Annotated in this window: 20 protein-coding genes and 1 pseudogene; 14 read left to right on the top strand and 7 right to left on the bottom strand. The window is 71.5% G+C overall.

The genetic code is table 11. The features are described from left to right. The first annotated feature begins 72 nt into the window (after positions 1 to 72). Together ACIBNA_RS30170 and ACIBNA_RS30165 are read left to right on the top strand one after the other, a co-directional pair. The gene (locus ACIBNA_RS30170; protein WP_399168341.1) at positions 73 to 1,458 is read left to right on the top strand and encodes an NADP-dependent succinic semialdehyde dehydrogenase; all 1,386 of its coding nucleotides are present in this window, start codon (positions 73 to 75) and stop codon (positions 1,456 to 1,458) included. A 25-nt stretch (positions 1,459 to 1,483) separates the two neighbouring features. Continuing rightward, a complete protein-coding gene (locus ACIBNA_RS30165; RefSeq protein WP_274814644.1) occupies positions 1,484 to 1,720 on the top strand; it encodes a DUF6213 family protein in 237 nt (78 codons plus the stop codon). 75 nt (positions 1,721 to 1,795) lie between these two features. On the opposite strand, the gene ACIBNA_RS30160 is transcribed toward ACIBNA_RS30165, so the two are convergent. Next, complete coding sequence (locus ACIBNA_RS30160) at positions 1,796 to 2,464, bottom strand: transcriptional regulator (protein WP_399168340.1); 669 nt, start codon at positions 2,462 to 2,464, stop codon at positions 1,796 to 1,798. Positions 2,465 to 2,537: 73 nt separating this feature from the next. Here ACIBNA_RS30160 and ACIBNA_RS30155 point away from each other — a divergent pair. Further along, a pseudogene (locus tag ACIBNA_RS30155) lies at positions 2,538 to 3,016 on the top strand (hypothetical protein). Here the strand turns inward: ACIBNA_RS30155 and ACIBNA_RS30150 are convergent. After that, on the bottom strand, positions 2,938 to 4,164 hold the full coding sequence (locus ACIBNA_RS30150) for an acyl-CoA dehydrogenase family protein (protein WP_399168339.1): 1,227 nt from the start codon (positions 4,162 to 4,164) through the stop codon (positions 2,938 to 2,940). The pseudogene ACIBNA_RS30155 and the gene ACIBNA_RS30150 sit on opposite strands and share 79 nt — an antisense overlap. A 168-nt stretch (positions 4,165 to 4,332) precedes the next feature. Here ACIBNA_RS30150 and ACIBNA_RS30145 point away from each other — a divergent pair, with 168 nt between their 5' ends. Next, positions 4,333 to 4,977 carry a TetR family transcriptional regulator gene (locus ACIBNA_RS30145; protein WP_351417313.1) on the top strand — a complete coding sequence of 215 codons (645 nt, stop codon included), beginning with the start codon at positions 4,333 to 4,335 and terminating at the stop codon, positions 4,975 to 4,977. 90 nt (positions 4,978 to 5,067) lie between these two features. Here the strand turns inward: ACIBNA_RS30145 and def are convergent, their stop codons facing one another. After that, the gene (gene def / locus ACIBNA_RS30140; protein ID WP_399168338.1) at positions 5,068 to 5,613 is read right to left on the bottom strand and encodes a peptide deformylase; all 546 of its coding nucleotides are present in this window, start codon (positions 5,611 to 5,613) and stop codon (positions 5,068 to 5,070) included. 159 nt (positions 5,614 to 5,772) lie between these two features. Between def and ACIBNA_RS30135 the strand changes: the two genes are divergently transcribed. The 7 genes from ACIBNA_RS30135 (at position 5,773) to ACIBNA_RS30105 (ending at position 13,595) form a co-directional block, all read left to right on the top strand. Further along, complete coding sequence (locus ACIBNA_RS30135) at positions 5,773 to 7,011, top strand: MurT ligase domain-containing protein (protein WP_399168337.1); 1,239 nt, start codon at positions 5,773 to 5,775, stop codon at positions 7,009 to 7,011. A 23-nt stretch (positions 7,012 to 7,034) separates the two neighbouring features. After that, complete coding sequence (locus tag ACIBNA_RS30130) at positions 7,035 to 7,763, top strand: type 1 glutamine amidotransferase (protein WP_399168336.1); 729 nt, start codon at positions 7,035 to 7,037, stop codon at positions 7,761 to 7,763. A 254-nt stretch (positions 7,764 to 8,017) separates the two neighbouring features. Then, positions 8,018 to 9,043 (top strand): 6-phosphofructokinase, encoded by a 1,026-nt coding sequence (locus ACIBNA_RS30125; RefSeq protein WP_399168335.1) that lies wholly within the window; start codon positions 8,018 to 8,020, stop codon positions 9,041 to 9,043. Positions 9,044 to 9,159: 116 nt separating this feature from the next. Then, positions 9,160 to 10,110 carry a cytochrome c oxidase assembly protein gene (locus tag ACIBNA_RS30120; protein WP_399168334.1) on the top strand — a complete coding sequence of 317 codons (951 nt, stop codon included), beginning with the start codon at positions 9,160 to 9,162 and terminating at the stop codon, positions 10,108 to 10,110. A gap of 121 nt (positions 10,111 to 10,231) precedes the next feature. Then, positions 10,232 to 11,554: a DUF6777 domain-containing protein gene (locus ACIBNA_RS30115; protein ID WP_399168333.1), complete on the top strand. Its 1,323-nt coding sequence runs from the start codon at positions 10,232 to 10,234 to the stop codon at positions 11,552 to 11,554. 33 nt (positions 11,555 to 11,587) lie between these two features. Then, complete coding sequence (locus tag ACIBNA_RS30110) at positions 11,588 to 13,402, top strand: protein kinase (protein ID WP_399168332.1); 1,815 nt, start codon at positions 11,588 to 11,590, stop codon at positions 13,400 to 13,402. A gap of 13 nt (positions 13,403 to 13,415) precedes the next feature. Then, a complete protein-coding gene (locus tag ACIBNA_RS30105) occupies positions 13,416 to 13,595 on the top strand; it encodes a hypothetical protein (RefSeq protein ID WP_274814655.1) in 180 nt (59 codons plus the stop codon). A gap of 15 nt (positions 13,596 to 13,610) precedes the next feature. On the opposite strand, the gene ACIBNA_RS30100 is transcribed toward ACIBNA_RS30105, so the two are convergent. From ACIBNA_RS30100 to ACIBNA_RS30085, 4 genes are read right to left on the bottom strand one after another with little or no spacing between them, the layout of a single operon-like run. Next, positions 13,611 to 14,816, bottom strand: coding sequence for a sensor histidine kinase (locus ACIBNA_RS30100; protein ID WP_399168331.1), 1,206 nt, complete (start codon positions 14,814 to 14,816; stop codon positions 13,611 to 13,613). Continuing rightward, positions 14,813 to 16,525 carry a cation acetate symporter gene (locus ACIBNA_RS30095; RefSeq protein WP_399168330.1) on the bottom strand — a complete coding sequence of 571 codons (1,713 nt, stop codon included), beginning with the start codon at positions 16,523 to 16,525 and terminating at the stop codon, positions 14,813 to 14,815. Before ACIBNA_RS30095 ends, ACIBNA_RS30100 begins: the two co-directional genes overlap by 4 nt. A gap of 11 nt (positions 16,526 to 16,536) precedes the next feature. Further along, entirely contained in the window at positions 16,537 to 16,932 is a 396-nt protein-coding gene (locus ACIBNA_RS30090) for a hypothetical protein (RefSeq protein WP_399168407.1), read from the bottom strand. A gap of 2 nt (positions 16,933 to 16,934) precedes the next feature. Beyond that, entirely contained in the window at positions 16,935 to 17,684 is a 750-nt protein-coding gene (locus ACIBNA_RS30085; protein WP_399168328.1) for a LytR/AlgR family response regulator transcription factor, read from the bottom strand. A gap of 122 nt (positions 17,685 to 17,806) precedes the next feature. On the opposite strand from ACIBNA_RS30085, the gene ACIBNA_RS30080 reads away from it, so the two are divergent. The 3 genes from ACIBNA_RS30080 (at position 17,807) to rocD (ending at position 20,484) form a co-directional block, all read left to right on the top strand. Continuing rightward, the gene (locus tag ACIBNA_RS30080) at positions 17,807 to 18,322 is read left to right on the top strand and encodes an Lrp/AsnC family transcriptional regulator (protein ID WP_399168327.1); all 516 of its coding nucleotides are present in this window, start codon (positions 17,807 to 17,809) and stop codon (positions 18,320 to 18,322) included. Positions 18,323 to 18,448: 126 nt separating this feature from the next. Beyond that, entirely contained in the window at positions 18,449 to 19,270 is an 822-nt protein-coding gene (gene ddaH / locus ACIBNA_RS30075) for a dimethylargininase (RefSeq protein WP_399168326.1), read from the top strand. Further along, complete coding sequence (gene rocD / locus ACIBNA_RS30070; protein WP_399168325.1) at positions 19,267 to 20,484, top strand: ornithine--oxo-acid transaminase; 1,218 nt, start codon at positions 19,267 to 19,269, stop codon at positions 20,482 to 20,484. The genes ddaH and rocD overlap by 4 nt, the downstream gene beginning before the upstream one ends. The last annotated feature ends 332 nt before the right edge of the window (positions 20,485 to 20,816 follow it).

Raw genomic sequence — 20,816 nt, 5'->3', positions numbered from 1 at the left:
ACGCTCCCGCGTTGCGGTCCCCTCCGCCACGCGGGAAGGTCGGACTACAGCCCGCACCGAGGGAGGTCAGCCATGCCCATCGCAACGGTGAACCCGGCGAACGGCGAGACGCTCAAGACGTACGAGGCCATGGGCGAGGAGGAGATCGGGCGCCGGCTCCAGCTGGCGGAGGCCACGTTCCGCACGTACCGGACGACGACGTTCGACGAGCGCGCCCGGCTGATGAGGAAGGCCGCCGACCTCCTCGACGAGGACCAGCGGGACATCGCCCGCGTACTGACCACCGAGATGGGCAAGCCGGTCCAGCAGTCCCGCGCCGAGGCGGCGAAGTGCGCCAAGGCGATGCGCTGGTACGCCGACCACGCCGAGGAACTGCTCGCCGCCGAGGAGCCCTCCGACACCGACGTGAAGGACTCCGGCGCCTCGCGGGTACGGGTGCGCTACCGGCCCCTGGGACCGGTGCTGGCGATCATGCCGTGGAACTTCCCGCTGTGGCAGGTGGTCCGCTTCGCGGCGCCCGCCCTGATGGCCGGGAACGTGGGCCTGCTCAAGCACGCCTCGAACGTCCCCCAGACCGCCCTCTACCTGGAGGACCTGTTCCACCGGGCGGGCTTCACCGAGGGCTGCTTCCAGACCCTGCTGATCGGCTCCGCAGCGGTCGACGACATCCTGCGCGACGAGCGGGTCAAGGCGGCCACCCTCACCGGCAGCGAGCCCGCGGGCCGCGCGGTCGCCTCCACCGCCGGGGAGATGGTCAAGAAGACGGTGCTGGAGCTGGGCGGCAGCGACCCCTTCGTCGTCATGCCCTCCGCCGACATCGACCGGGCCGCGCAGGTCGCGGTGACCGCGCGGGTGCAGAACACCGGGCAGTCCTGCATCGCCGCCAAGCGGTTCATCGTGCACACGGATGTCTACGACGCCTTCGCCGAGCGGTTCGCCGAGGGCATGAAGGCACTGCAGGTCGGCGACCCCATGGCCGAGGACACCGAGGTCGGGCCGCTCTCCAGCGAGCAGGGACTGCGCGATCTCGAGGAGCTGGTCGACGACGCGGTGCGCAGCGGGGCGGAGGTGCTGTGCGGTGGCGAACGGCCGGACGGGCCCGGCTGGTACTACGCGCCGACCGTTCTCGCCGGCATCACCCGGGAGATGCGTATCCACCGGGAGGAGGCGTTCGGTCCGGTCGCCACGCTGTACCGGGCGGCCGACCTGGACGAGGCCGTGCTGATCGCGAACGACTCGCCGTTCGGACTGAGCTCGAACGTGTGGACGCGGGACGAGGCCGAGGTGGACCGGTTCGTCCGGGATCTGGAGGCGGGCGGTGTGTACGTCAACGGGATGACGGCCTCCCACCCGGCGTTCCCGTTCGGCGGAGTGAAGCGGTCCGGGTACGGGCGTGAGCTGTCCGGGCACGGAATCCGGGAGTTCTGCAACATCACGACCGTTTGGCACGGTGCGTGAGTGTTGCGGGGCTACGATCCCGTCTGTGAACCGCGAAGTGACTCTGCCTCTGATCGTCGACGACCGCGGGACCTTGCAGGTGGCTGCGGCCGATGTCAGCAAGCTGTTGCGGACGGTGGGGGGTCGATGGGTGCGGCTTGTCGAGACCGGGGAGTCCGGGCTCGACGAGGACACGGTCGCTGCGTTGACGATCGAGCTGGCGAAGCTGGCCGACCGTATTGATGTGGCTTGCATTGCGCACAGCAGTGGGGGTGCGACCTAGCGCCTGCGGGTGCGGGTTGTTCGTGGCTGGTCGCGCCCACGCGGCGGAGCCGCAATTCGACACAGCCCCGCGCCCCTAAGAGGGCAGGTCCCCCAGCGTCGACCAGAACATCGCCTCGTAGGTCTGAAGTAGGCGGCCGTATGCGTGTGCTCGTGCCTTGTCGAGGCGCCCGGCGTCCATGGCCGCCTGCACCGCCGCCGTCGCAAGCCCGTCCAGCTCCGGGGACGGCTGGGCGAAGAAGTCGAAGAAGCCGCACGCCTCGTCCGTGAAGCCGTAATGGATGCGCAGGGCCTCGGCGATCGTCGCACAATAGCCGCCCCACGCGGAGAAGTTCGCGGTCAGGGCCAGGACGACGTCCGCCGGTGAGGCGTTGAGGGCCAGCCAGGCGACGTACGCGGGGTACGCCTGGCAGCCCGGAAGGGGCTCGTACGCGGCCGCCTCCGTCTCGTCCACACCGCACGCCCTCGCGAAGGCGTCCAGCCGGTCGCCCGCCAGTGCCTCGCCCTCCGCGAGGGTGGTGAAGTAGGCCGCCGCCTCCGGGTCGGTCGTCGCGGAGCGTTCCGCCAGATGCAGGAACGCGCGGCGGTCCGCGGGGATCACCCAGGACTGTTCCAGGGCGAGCGCGGCGAGGGTGGGACGGGGGGCCTCGCCACGGGCGATCCGGGGGACCAAGGGGTTGGACCGCGGGTCCGGGGCGAGTTCGGCTGTGGTCGTCGTCAGCAGGTCCCGGGCCGGGTGCGTCATCGCGTCCTCCGTCGTGAGGGTGTCGGGACGAGCCTGGCACGGCGTCCCCGATACGGAAGTGGTCCGGCGCGAGATCGGCGCCACGCTGGAGCTGGCGCGTGAGCGCCACGCCGACCACCCCCAACTGCCGCTGGCCCTCCGGCTCATCGAGGAAACCCTGAAACACCCCGGGTTCGAGGAGCGCGACAAGCTCTACGAGGCCGAGGCGAAGGCGCGGGTGCCGGCGGTCATACAGCGGGCGCTCGACGACGCCGAGCCTGTCCTGCTGGACAAGCGGGTGCCCGCCACGATGGAGCCCCTCGCGCCGGCGCTGAAGGACCTGGCCGGTGACCACGGCTGGGACGGCTCGGCGACCTCAGCACCTTCCTCCAGGTCGACCCGCACGCCTTCCGGTGCAGCCGGGCCACGCTCACCGAGCAGGGCGACATCGTTAGCGCCGTCGTCCTGGACGCGCTGCGCCGGCTGTTCGCTCGTCAGCGGATGGGCGTGCCGGAGAGGGTCCGGGCTATCACCAGTCGCTGGATCTCGCTCGTGCCCTCGAAGATCGTGTAGATGGCGGCGTCCCGGTGCATACGCTCGACGGGGTACTCCCTGGTGTAGCCGTTGCCGCCCAGGATCTGGATCGCCTGGGCCGTGACCTGCTTGGCCGTCTCGCTCGCGAACAGCTTGGACATCGAGCCCTCGGCCGCCGTGAACGGCTTGCCGTTGACCGCCATCCAGGAGGCGCGCCAGACAAGGAGCCGGGCCGCGTCGATGGACGTACGCATGTCCGCGAGCTGGAACGCCACGCCCTGGTTGTCGATGATCGGCCGCCCGAACTGCTCCCGCGTCTTGCCGTAGTCGAGGGCGACCTCGTACGCGGCCCGGGCCGTACCGACCGCCATGGCCCCGACCGCCGGGCGCGACGCCTCGAACGTGGCCATCGCCGCGTTCTTCACTCGCTCCCCGCCCTGCTTGGCCTTCTCCCGCGCCCGGGCGAGCCGCTCGTCGAGCCTCTCCTTGCCGCCGAGCAGGCAGGAGCCCGGAACGCGCACGTTGTCCAGGACGACCTCGGCGGTGTGCGAGGCGCGGATGCCGTGCTTCTTGAACTTCTGGCCCTGGGACAGGCCCTCGGTGCCCGGCGGGATGATGAAGGAGGCGTGGCCCTTGGAGCCGAGCTCCGGGTCCACCACCGCGACCACGACATGGACGTTGGCGATACCGCCGTTGGTCGCCCAGGTCTTGGTGCCGTTGATCACCCACTCGTCCTTGGCCTCGTCGTACACGGCCCGGGTGCGCATGGAGGCCACGTCGGAGCCGGCGTCGGGCTCGGAGGAGCAGAAGGCGGCGACCTTGACATTGCTCGCGTCGCCGTACATCTGGGGGATCCAGGTGCCGATCTGCTCCTCGGTGCCGTTGGCGAGGACGCCGACGGCGGCGAGACCGGTGCCGACGATGGACAGGGCGATGCCCGCGTCGCCCCAGAACAGCTCCTCCATCGCCATGGGGATGCCGAGGCCGGTGGGGTCGAAGTACTGCTGGGCGTAGAAGTCCAGGGAATAGATGCCGACCTTGGCGGCCTCCTGGATGACCGGCCAGGGAGTCTCCTCACGCTCGTCCCATTCGGCGGCCGCGGGGCGGATCACATCGGCGGCGAAGCCGTGCAGCCAGTCGCGGACCTCCTTCTGTTCGTCGTTGAGCTCCATGGTGAACTCGGCCATGTCGTCCCCTCCAGCGGCACACATGCATGTTACTTGCGGTAACAGCAGTCTGTTACCGGTGGGTAGTCCACGTCAACTCCTACCGACCGGTCGGCACCCGGTGTCCGGGGCATGTTTGAGTGTTAGTTTGCGCAGGCGTCATCGAATCAGCACGGGTGGGGAGAGCAGATGGACACCACGCAGCGGACCGACCAGCAACGGTCCGCCGACCGCCGACGGCGTGAGCTGCTGGAAGCCGCCGACCGAGTGGTGCTGCGCGACGGTCCGCAGGCCTCGATGAACGCGATCGCCGCGGAAGCGGGCATCACCAAGCCGATTCTGTACCGGCACTTCGGTGACAAGGGCGGACTTTACGCGGCCCTTGCCAAACGGCACACGGACGCGCTGCTGGATTCGCTGCGGGCGGCGCTGGACGCGCCTGCGGAGAGACGGGAGCGGGTCGAGGCGACGCTGGACACGTATCTCGCGGCGATCGAGGCGCGGCCTCAGGTCTACCGGTTCCTGATGCATCCGGCGGAGGGGGGCCAGCCGGGGGATCCGGGGTTCGATGTCGGCAAGCACAGTGCGCCGTTGCTGCGGCGGATGGGGGAGGAACTCGCGCAGGTCATCGAGGAGCGGCTGGATCTCGGGCCGGGCGGACAGCAGCTGGCGCGGGTGTGGGGGCATGGGATCGTCGGCATGATGCATGCCGCCGGGGACTGGTGGCTGGGGGAACGGCCTTGCTCCCGTGCCGAGTTGGTGCGGAGTCTGGCTGATCTGTTGTGGGGGCGTCTTGCGGCCGCGGGGGATCGGGTGGGGGGTCCGGGGTTCTGACCGTCGTACTTTGCGTGCGGGCCGGTGGGGGCTGGTCGCGCCCACGCGGCGGAGCCGCATACCGAACGCAGCCCCGCGCCCCTGGGTTACTCACCTCACTCGGCGCCATGAAGCCCGAGCCACCTGTCGCATCAGCCTGCGGTGGCGCCAGCCCGTCAGTCGGTCCGCGTAGATGCGGCCCTCCAAGTGGTCGTACTCGTGCTGGAGGCAGCGGGCGAAGAAGCCCGAGCCGTGCACCGTGATCGGCTCTCCGGTCATCGTGAAGCCCTCGACCACCGCGTGGTCGTAACGCTCCGTGGCCGCTTCCAGGCCCGGTAGGGACAGGCAGCCCTCCGGGCCCCGGATCACCACTCCGTCCGCCTCGACCAGGCGCGGGTTGACCACGTGGCCCAGGTGCCGGAGGTCCTCGTCGTCGGGGCAGTCGTAGACGAAGACCCGCAGCGGCTCGCCGATCTGGTTGGCGGCGAGGCCGACGCCCTGGGCGGCGTACATGGTTGCGAACAAGTCCTCGACGAGCCGGGCCAGTTCGGGGCCGAAGTCGGTGGCCTCCGCGCAGGGTGTGTGCAGGAGCGGGTCGCCGTGCAGCGTGAGGGGTCTCACGTGGCCGTGGGCGCCGGGGATGGGGCTGTTTCGCATGGCGGCAAGAGTAAGGTCCCTGTCATTCCGCGCCTCCCACACGAGTTCACCACAGTGCCGCGGTTCGGGAGTGCTAATGGATCTCGATAGGCTGAGGTCCACACCACGTGGCCGTCAGGCTTCAAGGCGCGGCGCGTACGCAAGGAGGATCGAGAACTGATGGCAGGCAACTCGGACCCGCTCTCGCCGCGGGCCAAGCTGGCCGTGACCGCGGGCAAGGCGGTCGCGGCGGCATCCCGCGCCGCAGGGCGCGGCAGCGGTTCGGTGATCGGCGGCCGGGTGGCGCTCAAGCTCGACCCCGACCTCCTCGCCCGGCTCGCGCAGAACCTGGACGTGATCCTGGTCTCGGCGACGAACGGCAAGACCACGACCACCCGGCTCATCGCCGAGGCCCTGCGCGCGGCGGGACCGGTCGTCTCCAACGCGCTCGGCGCCAACATGCCGGCCGGCATCACCTCGGCGCTCGCGGGCAACTCGGAGGCCCGGTACGGCGTGATCGAGGTCGACGAGAAGTACCTCGCCGGCGTCGCCCGGGACACCGCGCCCAAGTGCATCGCACTGCTCAACCTCTCCCGCGACCAGCTCGACCGCGCCGCCGAGACCCGCATGCTCGCCGAGAACTGGCGGGAGGGACTCGCCGGTTCCAAGGCCGTGGTCGTGGCCAACTGCGACGACCCGCTGGTGGTGTGGGCGGCGTCCTCCTCCCCCAATGTGATCTGGGTCGCCGCCGGGCAGATGTGGAAGGACGACGCCTGGTCCTGCCCGTCCTGCGGTGGCGTGATGCAGCGCCCGGGCGACGACTGGTACTGCGGTGAGTGCGGCTTCCGCCGCCCGACGCCGAGCTGGGCACTGTCCGGCGACCACGTGCTGGACCCGCACGGCTCCGCCTGGCCGATCCACCTCCAGCTGCCCGGCCGCGCCAACAAGGCCAACGCCGCCTCCTCGGCCGCCGTCGCCGCCGTGTTCGGCGTGCCGCCGCAGGTCGCGCTGGAGCGCATGTACCAGGTGCAGGCGGTCGCCGGGCGGTACGACGTCGTCCAGTTCCAGGGCCGTGACCTCAGACTCCTGCTCGCGAAGAACCCGGCCGGCTGGCTGGAGACGTTCTCCCTCATCGACCCGCCGCCCGCCCCGGTCATCCTGTCCGTGAACGCGCGCTCCGCCGACGGCACCGACACCTCCTGGCTGTGGGACGTCGACTACACGCGCCTGACCGGCCACCCGATCTGCGTCGTCGGCGACCGGCGGCTGGACCTCGCGGTACGCCTGGAGGTCGCCGACCAGCACTTCCAGGTCTACGAGAACCTCGACCAGGCCGTGCAGGCGTGCCCGCCGGGCCGGATCGAGGTCATCGCCAACTACACGGCGTTCCAGGACCTGCGCCGCCGGGTCGGCAACTGAGCACGAGACGTCAGGGGACTTTTGTGAGCGACAACCAACTGCGGGTCGTCTGGATCTATCCCGACCTGCTCAGCACCTACGGCGACCAGGGCAACGTCCTCGTCGTGGAGCGCCGGGCCCGGCAGCGCGGCCTGGACGTGGCGCGGCTGGACGTGCGCAGCGACCAGGCGATCCCGACCTCCGGCGACATCTACCTGATCGGCGGCGGCGAGGACCGGCCCCAGCGGCTCGCGGCCGAGCGACTGCGCCGGGACGGCGGACTGACCCGGGCCGTGGAGAACGGCGCCATCGTGTTCTCCGTGTGCGCCGGCTACCAGATCCTCGGCCACGAGTTCATCAACGACCTCGGGCAGCGCGAGCCCGGCCTCGGCCTGCTGGACGTGGTGTCCGTGCGCGGCGAGGGCGAGCGGTGCGTCGGTGACGTGCTGGGCGACATCGACCCGCGCCTCGGCCTGCCCCCGCTGACCGGTTTCGAGAACCACCAGGGCGTCACCCACCTCGGCCCCACCGCCCGCCCGCTCGCCCGGGTGCAATTCGGCAACGGCAACGGCACGGGCGACGGCACGGAGGGCGCGTTCAACGACACCGTCTTCGGCACGTACATGCACGGCCCGGTGCTCGCGCGCAACCCGCTGATCGCGGACCTGCTGCTGAAGCTGGCCCTCGACGTCAACGCGCTGCCGCCGACGGACGACCGCTGGTACGAGGCACTGCGCAACGAGCGCATCGCGGCTGCGCAGCAGCCCGCGTAAGCGCGGTTGCGCAGCAGTCTGCGGCGTAGGCACAGTTGCGCGGCACCTGCGTGAACGCTGCGCGTCAGCGTGCGTGAAGGACGCGTCAACCTGCTGGTCAACAGCCCGTATGACGGCACATCCGCACAGGTGAGCGGGGTCGTCCAGCAGGCGGACGCGTGCTTCGGTCCGGCCCCTCGATGCCGCTAGGGTGGCGGGATTCGAGCCGGACAACGTGGTCCGGTCCCGGCCCACGTTGAGAAGGTTTTCGGGCTATGCGCATTGGTGTCCTCACGTCCGGCGGCGACTGCCCCGGCCTGAACGCCGTCATCCGGTCCGTCGTGCACCGCGCCGTCGTCGACCACGGCGACGAGGTCATCGGCTTCCGGGACGGCTGGAAGGGCCTTCTGGAGTGCGACTACCTCAAGCTCGACCTCGACGCGGTGGGTGGCATCCTCGCCCGCGGCGGCACGATCCTCGGCTCCTCCCGGGTCCGTCCCGAGCACCTGCGGGACGGCGTGGAGCGGGCCAAGGGACACGTCGAGGAGCTCGGGCTCGACGCGATCATCCCCATCGGCGGCGAGGGCACGCTCAAGGCGGCCCGGCTGCTGTCCGACAACGGCCTGCCGATCGTCGGCGTGCCGAAGACCATCGACAACGACATCGCCGTCACGGACGTCACCTTCGGCTTCGACACGGCCGTGGGGGTGGCGACCGAGGCACTCGACCGGCTGAAGACCACCGCCGAGTCCCACCAGCGCGTGCTGATCGTGGAGGTCATGGGCCGGCACACCGGCTGGATCGCGCTGCACTCCGGCATGGCGGCCGGCGCGCACGCCATCGTCGTCCCCGAGCGGCCCTTCGACGTCGACGAGTTGACCCGCAAGGTCGGTGAGCGGTTCGAGGCGGGCAAGCGCTTCGCGATCGTCGTCGCGGCGGAGGGGGCCAAGCCGAAGCCCGGGACCATGGAGTTCGACGAGGGCGGCAAGGACATCTACGGGCACGAGCGGTTCGCCGGGATCGCCCGTCAGCTGTCGGTGGAGCTGGAGGAGCGGCTGGGGAAGGAAGCCCGGCCGGTGATTCTCGGGCATGTGCAGCGGGGTGGGACGCCGACCGCCTATGACCGGGTGCTTGCCACGCGGTTCGGGTGGCATGCGGTGGAGGCCGTGCACCGGGGGGAGTTCGGGCGGATGACCGCGCTGCGGGGGACCGGCATAGTGATGGTGTCGTTGGCCGAGGCCGTTCAGACGCTGAAGACCGTTCCGCAGGAGCGGTACGCCGAGGCGGAGTGTGTCCTGTGAGTTCCCGGCGCCCCTGAGCACGTCTTACCGCCCCCGGTCACTTGTGTGACCGGGGGCGGTTCTACTCTTGGGGCGGACAGATTGCTGCACACCCCCACGAAACAGGAGCCGGCGGTATGGATCACAGCGGGCACGGCATGACCATGGATCTGCCGCCGTTCACGCTGGGACGAGGGCTGGAGTGGTCGGCCGACCCGTTCTTCCTCATCGCCTGCCTGGCCGGGCTGGCACTGTACGGGTGGGGTGTCGTGCGGCTGGTGCGGCGCGGTGACAAGTGGCCGGCGGGGCGGACGGTCGCCTTCGCCATCGGCGTGCTGAGCATCGTGCTCATGATGTGCACCCAGCTGAACGACTACGGCATGGTCATGTTCAGCGTGCACATGGTGCAGCACATGGTGATCAGCATGGTCTCGCCGATCCTGATCCTGCTCGGGGCGCCGATCACGCTGGCGCTGCGCGCGCTGCCGACGGCGGGGCGGGGCCGCAAGGGCCCCCGTGAGCTGCTGCTGATGTTCCTGCACAGCCGCTACATGCGGATCGTCACCCACCCGGCGTTCACGATCCCGCTGTTCATCGCGAGCCTGTACGGGCTGTACTTCACGCCGCTGTTCGACTTCCTCATGGGCTCCAAGACGGGGCACATCGCGATGATGGTGCACTTCCTCGCGGTCGGCCTGGTGTTCTTCTGGCCGATCATGGGCGTGGATCCGGGCCCGCACCGGCCGGGCTATCTGATGCGGATGCTGGAGCTGTTCGCGGGCATGCCGTTCCACGCGTTCTTCGGGATCGCGCTGATGATGGCGTCCGAACCGATGGTCGAGACGTTCAAGAACCCGCCCGCCTCACTCGGCATCGAGGCGCTGTCCGACCAGAACGCGGCGGGCGGCATCGCCTGGGCGTTCAGCGAGATCCCGTCCGTGCTGGTGCTGGTCGCGCTGCTGTTCCAGTGGTACGCCTCGGACCAGCGGCAGGCCAGGCGGGGGGACCGGGCCGCCGACCGCGACGGGGACAAGGAACTCGAGGCGTACAACGCCTATTTGAGCTCGCTGCACGCACGTGGTAACTGACTTTTCCCACGCCCCAAGGCGCCCGTTCCTCCTCGCTCTGCTCTTTCTCCACAACGCGGCTGAATAGCCTTTTCCTTCAGTAGCATGAAACGCGTCGGGGGAACCGCAGGGGGGAGCGGTGATGCGGAGGATCGCTGTCCTGTTCGCTTTTCTGCTGGCTCTCGGGGGGTGCGATTCGGGCGGGTCGTTGTTCGAGGTGAAGGCGGTCGCCGCGGGAGTTCCGTCCCTGGCGCCCTTCTTCGCCGAGGACAGCGGGCTCGGCCGGGACGCCCAGGTGCGGTCGCGCGCGGTGCCGGGCAACCTGCAGCAGGGGGACACGCCGGGGCTGTACGGAGGGACGAAGCAGCCGGGGATCTGTGATGTCGAGCGGCTGAAGCGGTTCCTCACCGCGCCGCGCAACGATCGCAAGGCACGGGCGTGGGCGGCCGCCCTCGATCTGCGTACGGACGCGATTCCGGGATATCTCGACCGGCTCACACCGGTTCTCCTGCGTCACGACACCCTCGCGCTGAACCACGACTACAAAAAGGGAAATGCTGTTCCCTTCCGCGCCTTGCTCCAGACGGGAATCGCGATTCTCGTCGACGAGCAGGGGCTTCCGTCGGTCAAATGTTCATGCGGAAATCCGCTGCGGCCCTTCGAGGGCGACACGAGCCGGATATCCGTCACGTTCGCCGGCGGCAACGAGAAGTGGAAGGGATACGACCCTGCCGAGGTGGTGGTCGTACGGCCCGCTCCCCGGAAACTGGAGCGCATCACCCTCGTCGACGTCCAGGACTCCGGCCGGGGCATCCAGCGGCCCGCCGGCACGACGGGTGAGGCCGACGCCGACTTCGACGCGACCGAGCGGCGGGCCGTGCCGCGTCTCGCCGGGACGACGTTCGGGGAGGCGAGCCGGCGGCTGGCCGATGCGGGGCTGGCGGTCGCGTTCCGGGGGGAGGAGCCGCCCCCGGACCGTGCGCGGGTCGTCGCGTCCGACCCGGGCGCGGGGGCCGAGCTGCGGTTCGGTGCCCATGTGACGCTGAGCGTGGCTGCGGAGTCGGGGACGGAGAGGCCTACGGCGACACCGTCGCCCTCGGCGTCCTCCACTCCCCCTGCCGGTTCCAGGCCGCCGACGAGTACCGGGCCCGCGCCTTCCCGTCAGCCCTCGTCGTCGCAGGCGCCGCCCAGCTCCGTGCCGCCTGCGTCGAGCCGCGCGCCCAGGAGCAGTGCGCCGCCGACGGCGACCAGCTCACCGCCGCGGGTCACCAGCTCGCCTCCCCTGACCACCAGCTCGCCTCCCACCGGTGAACCGGTCACGAGCAGCGCGCCGCCGCCGGTGAGCAGCACGCCCGCGTCCAGCGCCCCCGCCTCCAGCACCCCCGCGACGACCATGCCTGCGACGACCGCCCCCGTGTCCACCGCTCCGGCGACCGCCCCGCCCACCCCGAGCACGACCGCCTAACACCGCGCCCCCGCCGAACCCGGGAGTCACCGGATGTCCTCAGGATCACCGACGTCGGGAGTGGGCCGGATCGTCGCCGGCCGTTATCTGCTGCTGCGCCGGCTCGGCAGCGGCGGCATGGGGCACGTCTGGCTCGCCCACGACCAGAGACTCGCCTGCGAGGTCGCGCTGAAGGAGATCGTGTTCCGGGACCCGGCCGAGGCGGGAAACGAGCGGGAGGCGCGGGTCGCGCGGGCCCGTGCGGAGGCCCGGAACGCGGCCGGACTGCGCGGACACCCGCACGTGGTGACGGTGCACGACGTGCTGGAGCACGAGGGGCTGCCGTGGATCGTCATGGAGTACGTGACCGGCGCCGTGGACCTGCGGGAGCTGGTGACCCGGCGCGGGCCGCTCGCCCCGGCCGAGTGCGCCCGCGTCGGTCTCGCCGTGCTGGACGCGCTGACCGCGGGGCACGAGCGGGGGGTGATGCACCGGGACGTGAAGCCGGCCAACATCCTGCTCGCGCCGGACCGCGCGGGCTCGCCGTACGGGCGGGTGCTGCTCACCGACTACGGCATCTCCGTGCAGCCGGACGCCGGTGAGACGCGGTACACGATGGCGTCCGTGCTGGTCGGCACGGCGGGGTATCTGGCGCCGGAGCGGGCGTCCGGCGGTACGCCGACGCCGGCCGCGGACCTGTTCTCGCTGGGCTGCACGCTGTACTTCGGCGTCGAGGGCCGCGGCCCCTTCGAGCGGGAGTCGCACCTGGCGGCACTCACCGCCGTGGTCACGGAGGACCCGCTGCCACCGGTAGGGGCCGGGGCTCTGGAGCCCGTACTGCGCGGGCTGCTCGCCAAGGATCCGCAGCTGCGGATGACCGCGTGGGAGGCGGAGGCCGGGCTGTCGGCGCTCGTCACGCCCCAGTCGGACGCGTACGAGCGGACCCGGACCGACCCCGGGTCGCCGTCCCCGTGGGAGACCCCGCCCGTGCCGCCGACCGGGCCGGACGGTCTCGGGCGGCCCGTGGTCGCCGTGCCCGGCGCTCGGCGACGGCGGCGCTCCCCCGCCCTCCGGGCCGTCGCCGCCTGCGGGCTCGGGCTGGTCCTCGCGCTCGGCGGCGTCTGGTACGCGCTGGCCGACCGGGCGGGCGGCGGGACGGCGGCGCCGTACGGAGAGGCCGTCGGGCTGGAGAAGCCGCTCGCGGACGGGGACTGTGTGCTCACCGACTGGCCGGGCGGGACACGGTTCGCCGGCACGCCCCGGCTCTCCCTGGACCCGACCTGCCGGGACCAGGCGCCCGACGGGCAGGTGGTGTCGTTCGTCGAGGCGGCCTCGGCGGACGAGGCGCGGAAGCTGGGTCCGGCCCGGTGCGAGGAGCGGACCCGGGAGCTGCGGGACCGGCTCGCCGATGTCCGCAGCCACGCCGTCGTGCCGAGCGGCACCGGGTTCGAGGCGGCGGGGCGGCGCACCGCCTGCCTGGTGCTCGGCGCGCACGGGCCGCTGTACGGGCCGCTCGGGGAGCGACGTATGTTCGGTACGGCGTTCGCCGACACCGCGACCATGCAGAAGCGTGACTGCTTGGCCGTCCGTTCGAACCGGGAGGCGCGGCTGGTGCCGTGCGGCGGACGGTACGACCAGCAGGTGCTCGGGTTCACCCGACTGGGCGCCGATGTGACCCTCGCCGAGGCCCGGACCTCGTCGGACGCGGCGTGCGCCCGGGACGTGGCGCCGCGCGACTACGGCTTCGATCCGTCCGTCTACGAAGCCGGTTCGTGGACCAGCGACGGACCCTGGAAATCCGGTACTCGTGTCGTCGTCTGCACCGTCAGGAGGCAGAACGGGGGCACCATGGGGGGAACAGAACCATGAGGAGGGTGTTGCGATGCCCGGTTCCACGAACGGTTCGAACGCGACGAAGACCATGGGAGCCCTCACCGTCGGCGGCCTCGTCCTGGTGACGGCCTACACGGTGGCGCTCGGCAGCAACGGCTGGCTGTGGTTCGGCTGGGTCGTCCTGGGCTTGATCACCCTCGGGATGGTGGTCACCTCGAAGAGCACGTGAAGAGCACCTGAGGACTCACTCCCGGGTCAGCCGTCCGGCCGAATGCACGCCCGGCTGGTACTTGGGAAGCCGGACGGTGATCTTCATGCCCGCGCCCGTGGCGGTCTCGATGACGAGGCCGTGGTCGTCGCCGTAGACCTGGCGGAGCCGGTCGTCGACGTTGGAGAGCCCTATGCCGCCCGAGGGGCTGACCTCGCGGGCGAGGATACGGCGGAGCAGGCCGGGGTCCATGCCGGCGCCGTCGTCCTCGATGACGACCAGGGCCTCGGCGCCCGCGTCCTGGGCCGTGATCTGGATGTGGCACTTGTCGGCCTTGCCCTCCAGGCCGTGCTTGACGGCGTTCTCGACGAGCGGCTGGAGGCACAGGAAGGGCAGGGTGACGGGCAGCACCTCCGGGGCGATCTGGAGGGTTACGGAGAGGCGGTCGCCGAAGCGTGCCCGTACGAGCGCCAGGTAGTGGTCGATGGCGTGCAGTTCGTCGGCGAGGGTGGTGAAGTCGCCGTGCCGACGGAACGAGTAGCGGGTGAAGTCGGCGAATTCCAGGAGCAGTTCACGGGCGCGCTCGGGGTCGGTGCGGACGAACGAGGCGATCACCGCGAGCGAGTTGAAGATGAAGTGCGGGGATATCTGGGCCCGCAGCGCCTTGATCTCGGCCTCGATGAGGCGGGTGCGGGACTGGTCCAGGTCCGCCAGCTCCAGCTGCACGGACACCCAGCGGGCCACCTCGCCGGCCGCCCGGACGAGGACCGCCGACTCGCGGGGCGCGCACGCGACGAGGGCGCCGTGCACGCGGTCGTCGACGGTGAACGGGGCGACGACCGCCCAGCGCACCGGGCAGTCGAGGAGGTCGCAGGTCAGCTGGAAGGCCTCGCCCCGGCCGGTCTCCAGAGGGCCGGCGAGGCGTTGCATGATCTCGGTGCGGTGGTGGCCGCCGTCGCCGTCCCAGACCAGGACCTGTTTGCGGTCGGTCAGGCAGAGGGCGTCCGTGCCGAGCAGGGAGCGCAGTTTGCGGGCGGACTTGCGGGCGGTCTCCTCCGTCAGCCCGGCCCGTAGCGGGGGTGCGGCGAGGGAGGCGGTGTGCAGGGTCTCGAAGGTGGCGTGCTCGACGGGGGTGCCCAGGCCGCCGAGGCTCTGGGGGCGTGCCGTGCGCCGGCCGAGCCACACCCCCAGGGCCAGCACCGGCAGCACGGCGACGCACAGGCCCGCCAGGAATCCGCTCATGCCGTCACCTCCGTGCGCAGCTCCTCGGGCAGATGGAACCGGGCCAGGACCGCCGCCGTCCCCGGCGGCACCCGGCCGGGGGTGGCCAGGGACACCAGGATCATGGTGAGGAAGCTCAGCGGCACCGACCAGAGCGCGGGCCAGGCGAGCAGGGCGTGCAGCGCGCCCTCGCCCGGGTAGCCCGCCATGGTCGCGGCGACGGCGAGCAGGGCCGAGCCGCCGCCGACCAGCATGCCGGCGGCCGCGCCGGGCGGGGTCAGCCGCCGCCACCAGATGCCGAGGACGAGCAGCGGGCAGAACGAGGACGCGGACACGGCGAAGGCGAGCCCCACCGCGTCGGCGACCGGGAGCCCGCCGACCAGGACGCTCGCCGCGAGGGGCATGGACATCGCGAGAACGGTCCCGAGCCGGAAGTGCCGTACGCCCCGCGCGGGCAGGACGTCCTGGGTGAGCACGCCCGCGACGGCCATGGTGAGCCCCGAGGCGGTGGACAGGAACGCGGCGAAGGCGCCGCCCGCCACCAGCGCGCCCAGCAGATCGCCGCCCACTCCCCCGATGATGCGGTCGGGCAGGAGGAGGACGGCGGCGTCCGTGTCGCCGGTGAGGGTGAGTTCGGGGGCGTAGAGGCGGCCGAGGGCGCCGTAGACGGGCGGCAGGAGGTAGAAGGCGCCGATCAGGCCGAGGACCACGACGGTGGTGCGGCGGGCCGCGACGCCGTGCGGGCTGGTGTAGAAGCGGACCACGACGTGCGGCAGGCCCATGGTGCCGAAGAACGTGGCGAGGATCAGCCCGTACGTGGCGTACAGCGGGCGTTCCTCACGGCTCTCGGCCGGTGCGGGCGACAGGTCGCCGCCGCCGCTGCGCTGCGCCTCGGGGACGGTCGCTCCCTCGGCGAAGGTGAGCCGGGTGCCGCGTTCGACGTGGTGGGTGCCGGCGGGCAGGTCGAGGCGGGTGCCGGTGTGCTCACGGCCGTCCACGGTGCCGGTCACCGTGACGGTGAGGGGCCGGTCCAGTTTCAGGTCGATGCTGTCGCCGACGCGGACCACGCGCTGCTCGCGGAAGGTGGCCGGTTCGTCGAAGGCGTGGCCGGGGGCGCCGTCGTTCTGCCAGGCGAGGACGAGGAACAGGGCGGGGACGAGCAGGGCGGTGAGTTTCAGCCAGTACTGGAAGGCCTGGACGAAGGTGATGCTGCGCATGCCGCCGGCGGCGACGGTGGCGGTCACGACGAGGGCGACGATCACTCCGCCGAGCCAGTCGGGCGCCCCGGTCAGCACTGTCAGCGTCAGTCCCGCGCCCTGGAGCTGGGGCAGCAGGTACAGCCAGCCGACGCCGACGACGAAGGCACCGGCCAGCCGCCGTACGGCCTGAGAGGCGAGGCGGGCCTCGGCGAAGTCGGGGAGCGTGTAGGCGCCGGAGCGGCGCAGGGGGGCGGCGACGAAGAGGAGCAGGACCAGGTAGCCGGCGGTGTAGCCGACCGGGTACCAGAGCATGTCGGGGCCCTGGACCAGGACCAGGCCCGCTATGCCCAGGAAGGAGGCGGCGGAGAGGTACTCGCCGCTGATGGCGGCGGCGTTGAGGCGGGGCCCGACGGTGCGGGAGGCGACGTAGAAGTCGGAGGTGGTGCGGGAGATGCGCAGGCCGAAGGCACCTACCAGGACCGTCGCGATGACGACCAGGGCGACGGCGGGGACGGCGTAGCTGGAGTTCATAGGCGTGGGATTCAGCGATCTTCGACGAGGCGTACGAAGTCGCGCTCGTTGCGTTCGGCGCGGCGGACGTACCAGCGGGCCAGCAGGACCAGCGGAGCGTAGAGGCCGAAGCCGAGGACGGCCCACTCCAGGTGGCGGGCGTCGGGCATCGCCGCGAACAGCAGCGGCAGCGGGCCGACGAGCAGACCGAGGACCGCGAAGACGGTGAGGGCGGCGCGCAGCTGCGTGCGCATCAGGGAGCGGACGTAGGTGTGGCCGAGGGTGGTCTGTTCGTCGATCTCGGTGCGGGGGCGGTAGTAGCCGGAGGCGTGGGGGTACCGCCCGCGCGAGCGAAGCCGAGCGTGGGGGAGGGTCTGCCGGGGCGGGCCGGTGACGACGACGCGGCGCTCGGTGTGGTCCTGGGGCACTGTCACGGCCTCCTCATGAGCAGGTCGCGCAGTTCGCGCGTGTGGCGCCGGCTGACCTGGAGCTCTTCGGAGCCGACGAGGACGCTGACGGTGCCCGCGTCGAGGCGGAGCTCGCCGATGTGGCGCAGGGCGACGAGGTGGCGGCGGTGGATGCGGACGAAGCCGCGGGAGCGCCAGCGCTCCTCCAGGGTGGACAGCGGGATGCGGACCAGGTGGCTGCCCTTGTCGGTGTGCAGGCGGGCGTAGTCGCCCTGGGCCTCGACGTGGGTGATGTCGTCGACGGCCACGAAGCGGGTCACGCCGCCGAGCTCTACGGGTATGTGGTCGGGGTCGGGCTCGCTCACGGGTATGCGGGGCGCCGCACCGCGCAGCTCGGCGGCCCGGCGGACGGCCTCGGCGAGGCGCTCCTTGCGCACGGGTTTGAGGACGTAGTCGACGGCCTTGAGGTCGAAGGCCTGCACGGCGAAGTCCTCGTGGGCGGTGACGAACACGACGAGCGGCGGCCAGGCGAATCCGGTGAGCAGCCGGGCCAGGTCGAGCCCGTCGAGGCCGGGCATCTGGATGTCGAGGAAGACGACGTCGATCGCCTCGGGCCCGCCCGGACCGGACTCCAGGGCGCGGTTGATGCGGCGCAGTGCCTCGGTCGCGTCGCCGGCGCCCTCCGCACTGCCGACGCGGGGGTCCGCTTGCAGCAGGTAGAGCAGCTCCTCCAGCGAGGGGCGTTCGTCGTCGACAGCCAGGGCGCGCAGCATGAATCCGGAGTGTAGGGGCGATCCGTACATCTGGACATGTGCCGGGGGTGGACGTTCCCGCTGGACGAGGTGCCCGCGTCGGGCCGGGCGCGGGCCGGGGTGGCGGTGGATACAGTGCCCGCATGAACAGCAGGTCCACGCCGTTCGACGAACTCGACCGGAAGATCATCACCGCGTTGATGGCGAACGCCCGGACGTCGTTCGCGGAGATCGGCACGGCGATCGGGCTGTCGGCCACGGCGGTCAAGCGGCGGGTCGACCGGCTGCGGGAGACCGGCGTGATCACCGGGTTCACGGCCACGGTGAAGCCGTCGGCGCTCGGCTGGCGCACCGAGGCCTATGTCGAGGTGTACTGCGAGGGCGCGGCCCCGCCGCGGCGGCTGGCGGAGGTCGTGCGCGACTACTCGGAGATCACCGCGGCGATGACCGTGACGGGCGGTGCGGACGCGCTGCTGCACGTGCGGGCGCGGGACGTGGAGCACTTCGAGGAGGTGCTGGAGCGGATCCGCCAGGAGCCCTTCATCCGGAAGACGATCAGCGTGATGGTGCTGTCCCATCTGCTTCCGGAGAGCCCGGAGGCGGGGGCCAGCCATCCCGCGCCGGAGGAGTTCCCGGGCGGCGCAGCAGGCGTGCGCTGACCGGCCTCAAGACGCAGCGTTCCTGCGCCCACGCGCAACTGATGTTGCTTGTCGGCCGCCTCCGCCAGTTCCTACCTTGATGTCAACACCCAGTCACACACCGTGAGGAAGCGGAGGGACCCCTCTGTGCCCGACTCCCGTGTGCCGCGCCGGCGGCGCTACCTCGTCTGCGAACCCAGACACTTCGCCGTGCAGTACGCGATCAACCCGTGGATGCGTCCCGGCGAACCCGTCGACGTCATCCGCGCGCTGGACCAGTGGCAGGCGCTGGTCGACGCCTACCGTGCCCACGGCCATACCGTGGACACTGTGAAACCCGTTCCCGGTCTGCCCGACATGGTCTTCGCCGCGAACGCGGCGGTCGTCGTCGACGGCCGCGTCTTCGGCTCCCTCTTCCACGCGCCCGAGCGCCGTCCCGAGTCCGTGCCGTACGAGGCGTGGTTCAAGTCGGAGGGCTACGAGGTCTACCACCCCGAGTCGGTGTGCGAGGGCGAGGGCGACCTGGTGCCGGCCGGCCGCTGGATCCTGGCCGGGACGGGCTTTCGTACGACCCGCGAGGCCCACAGCGAGGTGCAGGAGTATTTCGGGGTGCCGGTGATCAGCCTGAAGCTGGTGAACCCGTACTTCTACCACCTGGACACGGCGCTCTTCGTCCTCGACGACGACAACATCTCCTACTACCCCGAGGCGTTCTCGCCGGGCAGCCGCGAGGTGCTGGCCCGGCTGTACCCGGACGCGGTGCTCGCCACCCGCGAGGACGCGATGGCGTTCGGGCTGAACTCCGTCTCCGACGGGCGGCATGTGTTCATCTCACCGGGGGCGACGGGCCTGGCCGGCCGGCTCGCCGGCCGTGGCTACGTCCCCGTCCCCGTCGACCTGTCCGAGTTCCACAAGGCCGGTGGCGGCATCAAGTGCTGCACCCAGGAGATCCGGGAGATCCGCTCATGACCGCACCCGTCCGTACCCGTGGCTCTCAGGAGCTCATCCGCGCGGAGGAGCCGGTCCTCGCGCACAACTACCATCCGCTGCCCGTGGTCGTCGCCCGTGCCGAGGGCTCCTGGGTGGAGGACGTGGAGGGGCGGCGCTACCTCGACATGCTGGCCGGCTACTCGGCGCTCAACTTCGGGCACCGGCACCCGGCGCTGGTCGAGGCCGCCCACCGCCAGCTCGACCGGCTGACCCTGACCTCCCGCGCCTTCCACAACGACCGGCTCGCCGAGTTCGCCGAGCGGCTGGCGGCGCTGACCGGGATGGACATGGTGCTGCCCATGAACACCGGCGCGGAGGCGGTGGAGAGCGGGGTGAAGGTGGCCCGCAAGTGGGCCTACGACCTCAAGGGCGTCCCGGCCGACCGGGCCACGATCGTGGTCGCGGCGGACAACTTCCACGGCCGTACGACGACGATCGTCAGCTTCTCCACGGACGAGACCGCACGGCAGGGGTTCGGCCCCTTCACGCCGGGCTTCCGGATCGTGCCGTACAACGACCTGGCCGCGCTGGAGGCGGCGGTCGACGAGACGACGGCTGCGGTGCTGATCGAGCCGGTCCAAGGCGAGGCGGGGGTGATCATTCCGGACGACGGATACCTGGCCGGCGTGCGCGAGCTGACCCGCCGCAAGGGGTGTCTGTTCGTCGCGGACGAGATCCAGTCCGGGCTCGGCCGTACGGGCAGCACGCTGGCGGTCGAGCACGAGTCGGTCGTGCCGGACGTGGTGCTGCTGGGCAAGGCGCTGGGCGGCGGCATCGTGCCGGTGTCCGCGGTGGTCGCCCGGCGGGAGGTGCTCGGGGTGCTGCACCCCGGGGAGCACGGGTCGACGTTCGGCGGCAACCCGCTGGCGGCCGCGGTCGGCACGGCGGTGGTCGAGCTGCTGGAGACGGGCGAGTTCCAGCGCCGCGCGACCGAGCTGGGCGCAGTCCTGCGGGACGGCCTGACCGGGCTGGTCGGCAAGGGGGTCGTCGGCTTCCGCTCGCGGGGCCTGTGGGCGGGCGTCGACATCGACCCCGCGCTCGGCACCGGCCGCGAGATCAGCGAACGCCTCATGCGCGAGGGAATCCTGGTCAAGGACACCCACGGCTCCACGATCCGCCTGGCCCCACCGCTCACCATCACGGGCGAGGAACTCGAGGGGGCGCTCGGGTCGCTGGAGAAGGTGCTGCGGTAAGGGCCGCAGGGGCTGCGGCGGAGGCCACCTGGCAAGGGGGGGGACAGCGAGGGCCGCGTGGCGGGGCGTCGAGGTCGGCGGGCGGCTGATAGAGCCGCCTGGCAGGGGGGCGAGGTCGGAGACCGCCTGGCAGGGGATCGAGGTCGGAAGCCGCTAGGCAGAGGGTCCGGTTGTCGGAGACTGCTGGGCAATGGGAGCGACGTCGGAGACCATCAGGCAAAGCGCCGGCGTCACGGACCGCCAGCCAAAGGGGCGCTGGCGAAACCCCCTGACCAAGCGTCGCTGCCGGGAGGCCGCCAGGCAACGGGCCGACATCGGAGACCACCAGACAA

It is taken from the genome of Streptomyces sp. NPDC050164, from assembly GCF_044459945.1.
Lineage (GTDB): Bacteria > Actinomycetota > Actinomycetes > Streptomycetales > Streptomycetaceae > Streptomyces > Streptomyces coeruleorubidus_A.
This window is presented reverse-complemented; position numbering and strand designations above follow the sequence as displayed.

Excerpts from the sequence above, each read along its gene's own strand:
- ACIBNA_RS30170 (WP_399168341.1), top strand. The coding sequence starts at position 73 with ATGCCCATCGCAACGGTGAACCCGGCGAACGGCGAGACGCTCAAGACG.
- ACIBNA_RS30160 (WP_399168340.1), bottom strand. The coding sequence starts at position 2,464 with ATGACGCACCCGGCCCGGGACCTGCTGACGACGACCACAGCCGAACTC.
- ACIBNA_RS30150 (WP_399168339.1), bottom strand. The coding sequence starts at position 4,164 with ATGGCCGAGTTCACCATGGAGCTCAACGACGAACAGAAGGAGGTCCGC.
- ACIBNA_RS30145 (WP_351417313.1), top strand. The coding sequence starts at position 4,333 with ATGGACACCACGCAGCGGACCGACCAGCAACGGTCCGCCGACCGCCGA.
- def (WP_399168338.1), bottom strand. The coding sequence starts at position 5,613 with ATGCGAAACAGCCCCATCCCCGGCGCCCACGGCCACGTGAGACCCCTC.
- ACIBNA_RS30135 (WP_399168337.1), top strand. The coding sequence starts at position 5,773 with ATGGCAGGCAACTCGGACCCGCTCTCGCCGCGGGCCAAGCTGGCCGTG.
- ACIBNA_RS30125 (WP_399168335.1), top strand. The coding sequence starts at position 8,018 with ATGCGCATTGGTGTCCTCACGTCCGGCGGCGACTGCCCCGGCCTGAAC.
- ACIBNA_RS30120 (WP_399168334.1), top strand. The coding sequence starts at position 9,160 with ATGGATCACAGCGGGCACGGCATGACCATGGATCTGCCGCCGTTCACG.
- ACIBNA_RS30115 (WP_399168333.1), top strand. The coding sequence starts at position 10,232 with ATGCGGAGGATCGCTGTCCTGTTCGCTTTTCTGCTGGCTCTCGGGGGG.
- ACIBNA_RS30110 (WP_399168332.1), top strand. The coding sequence starts at position 11,588 with ATGTCCTCAGGATCACCGACGTCGGGAGTGGGCCGGATCGTCGCCGGC.
- ACIBNA_RS30105 (WP_274814655.1), top strand. The coding sequence starts at position 13,416 with ATGCCCGGTTCCACGAACGGTTCGAACGCGACGAAGACCATGGGAGCC.
- ACIBNA_RS30100 (WP_399168331.1), bottom strand. The coding sequence starts at position 14,816 with ATGAGCGGATTCCTGGCGGGCCTGTGCGTCGCCGTGCTGCCGGTGCTG.
- ACIBNA_RS30095 (WP_399168330.1), bottom strand. The coding sequence starts at position 16,525 with ATGAACTCCAGCTACGCCGTCCCCGCCGTCGCCCTGGTCGTCATCGCG.
- ACIBNA_RS30085 (WP_399168328.1), bottom strand. The coding sequence starts at position 17,684 with ATGCTGCGCGCCCTGGCTGTCGACGACGAACGCCCCTCGCTGGAGGAG.
- ACIBNA_RS30080 (WP_399168327.1), top strand. The coding sequence starts at position 17,807 with ATGAACAGCAGGTCCACGCCGTTCGACGAACTCGACCGGAAGATCATC.
- rocD (WP_399168325.1), top strand. The coding sequence starts at position 19,267 with ATGACCGCACCCGTCCGTACCCGTGGCTCTCAGGAGCTCATCCGCGCG.